This window comes from Chryseobacterium sp. UF-290 (assembly GCF_058245615.1).
The window spans coordinates 1-2,600 of the sequence record NZ_JBSICB010000033.1; the positions used below are offsets into that span (position 1 = coordinate 1).

Annotated in this window: 2 protein-coding genes; one reads left to right on the forward strand and one right to left on the reverse strand. The window is 35.4% G+C overall.

From position 1 onward, the window contains the following. Positions 1–597: 597 nt before the first annotated feature. The gene (gene recA / locus AC4IF5_RS20350; RefSeq protein ID WP_490737768.1) at positions 598–1,599 is read left to right on the forward strand and encodes a recombinase RecA; all 1,002 of its coding nucleotides are present in this window, start codon (positions 598–600) and stop codon (positions 1,597–1,599) included. Between the two features lie 275 nt (positions 1,600–1,874). On the opposite strand, the gene AC4IF5_RS20355 is transcribed toward recA, so the two are convergent. Beyond that, positions 1,875–2,267 (reverse strand): helix-turn-helix transcriptional regulator, encoded by a 393-nt coding sequence (locus AC4IF5_RS20355; protein ID WP_490737766.1) that lies wholly within the window; start codon positions 2,265–2,267, stop codon positions 1,875–1,877. Positions 2,268–2,600: the final 333 nt, after the last annotated feature.

Below are 2,600 nucleotides of genomic sequence, written 5' to 3' on the forward strand. Positions count from 1 at the left end.
TTTGCAGTGGTAAAAAGAGAGGAACCTTTTGTAAATTTAATAAGATATAATTTGCACATGTCTTAGAATACACGAATCCTTTTATTCTTATATTCGAGGCAATATAAGAGCTATATAAATTTTCCCACAGATTACACAGATTTTTCATCAGCATCTGCGTAATCTGTGCAATCTGCGAGAGATAAAATAATATTAAAAAAATATGCTGCATCCAAGTTTTATCACAGATAAAATCTTTAAGCCTTACAACAGCATGTACATAAAACTTGCACCTTTGCAGTTTCCGGCAAACTCAAAGTTTTACTGTTCATAGAAAATCCATATACATATAAAGGTTATTCATTCAGAAGATCTTTCAACGCCGGGATAAACAAAAATTACCCAAGTTAAGCCGATTTTACAGAACCTGCACCTCCTCTTCTGAAGAAAAAATATATTTTTAAACACATTGTCTACCCCATTTCGCATCTGCTTCGTTATGAATGAGATCAGTACCAAAATTTTATCATTTTTTAACTCGAAAAACAGGTTTCAGGGATAAATAATATTAGTTTTTGATGTTTAAATTATGTATTTTTGAGAAATATTTTAATAGCGATGAGTAACATTGAAGATAAGAAAAAAGCACTCGCATTGGTGCTTGACAAATTAGATAAAACATACGGTAAAGGGACTGTAATGACTTTGGGTGATGATGCCGTAGATACTACAATAGAAGTCATTCCTTCGGGATCTTTAGGATTAGATATCGCATTAGGTGTGGGAGGATACCCAAGAGGAAGAATCATTGAAATATATGGTCCTGAATCTTCAGGTAAAACAACTTTGACCCTTCATGCTATTGCTGAAGCTCAAAAAGCGGGTGGTATTGCTGCCTTCATTGATGCAGAGCACGCTTTTGACAGAACTTACGCTGCGAAATTAGGAATCGACTTAGAAAACCTTATTATTTCTCAGCCGGACAATGGTGAGCAGGCTTTAGAGATCGCAGATAACCTTATCCGTTCAGGAGCTATTGATATCGTAGTCATTGACTCTGTAGCTGCGCTTACGCCAAAAGCGGAGATCGAAGGTGAAATGGGAGATTCCAAAATGGGTCTTCACGCAAGATTAATGTCTCAGGCATTAAGAAAGCTTACCGCTACGATTTCAAGAACAAAATGTACAGTGATCTTCATCAACCAGCTGAGAGAAAAAATCGGTGTCATGTTCGGAAACCCTGAAACCACGACAGGAGGTAATGCCCTTAAGTTCTACGCTTCTGTAAGAATCGACATCAGAAAAGCCAGCGCACCGATCAAACAAGGTGATGAAGCTATCGGAAGCCGTGTGAAAGTGAAGATCGTGAAAAACAAGGTAGCTCCTCCTTTCAAACAAGCAGAATTCGATATCATGTATGGCGAGGGAGTATCTAAAGTAGGTGAGATTCTTGATACTGCAGTAGATATGGGAATTGTGAAGAAGAGCGGTTCATGGTTCAGCTACGAAGAGACCAAACTTGGTCAGGGACGTGACGCTGTAAAGGATGTTTTAAAAGATAATCCTGATCTTTCTGAGGAATTGGAAAACAAGATCAAAGAGGAAATGAAAAACAAATAATTTTTCGAAAAAATAATAAAAGGCAATCTCCGGATTGCCTTTTTTCTTTACCATAATTTCTTAGAGCCTGTTTAAATTTGTATTAAAATAGTATTTCTCGCTGATTTTATTTACGAATAATGATCTGCTGAATCTGCAAAATCAGCGGGAAAATAAAAAAATAAAGCGTTAAATTATAAACAGGCTCTTAACGATACTCTCCAATATATTTCACAAAAAAAATGTCACTACATACTACGGATATGAGTGACACAATATTTTTACGGTTAAACGTATTATTTTCTACCCTTTGGAGTGTTCTTCAGCTCTTCTTTCAGTTTTTCGTTTTCTTCTCTCAATAAAGCAATATATCCTTGAAGGTTTTCAACAATTGAACCTGGAATATTATTATATAAATTCTGATTATTGATTGCTCCTGCTGACGTAGAACTGTCATTAAATACCGGATGATCATTATTTACGATAACCTTAGCTTCCTCTTCTTCATAAATATCCTCTACCGGTACATCTAAAAAACGGGCGATCTTTTCCCATTCATCAGGGATAATCCTTACATCACCATTTTCTTTTCTGCTGTAGTTCGATACATCTGTTGCGATAAAATCAGCTACCTGCTGCTGAGTATAGCCTTTTTGCTTTCTTATGAGACGTAATTTTTCTTTTTGCATGTCCGACATTTTATACAAAAATGGCAAAAAAGCACCATGTATACAATAGAAAACAGAAAAAATATGCAGTAAAATAATAACGGCTAAGAGGAAAAAGCGAAAAGGTTTATAATATAAACTGCTATTTGATTGAAAGTTGATGATTTTCGGCGTATTATTCTATATCTAAAGAGTTGAATGATTGTAAAGGTGCAGGATTATCTCCCACAGATTTCACAGATTACGCAGATGCTGATGAAAAATCTGTGTAATCTGTGTATTCTAAGACATGTGCAAATTATATCTTATTAAATTTACAAAAGGTTCCTCTCTTTTTACCACGGCAAACATTCT

Excerpts from the sequence above, each read along its gene's own strand:
- recA (WP_490737768.1), top strand. The coding sequence starts at position 598 with ATGAGTAACATTGAAGATAAGAAAAAAGCACTCGCATTGGTGCTTGAC.
- AC4IF5_RS20355 (WP_490737766.1), bottom strand. The coding sequence starts at position 2,267 with ATGCAAAAAGAAAAATTACGTCTCATAAGAAAGCAAAAAGGCTATACT.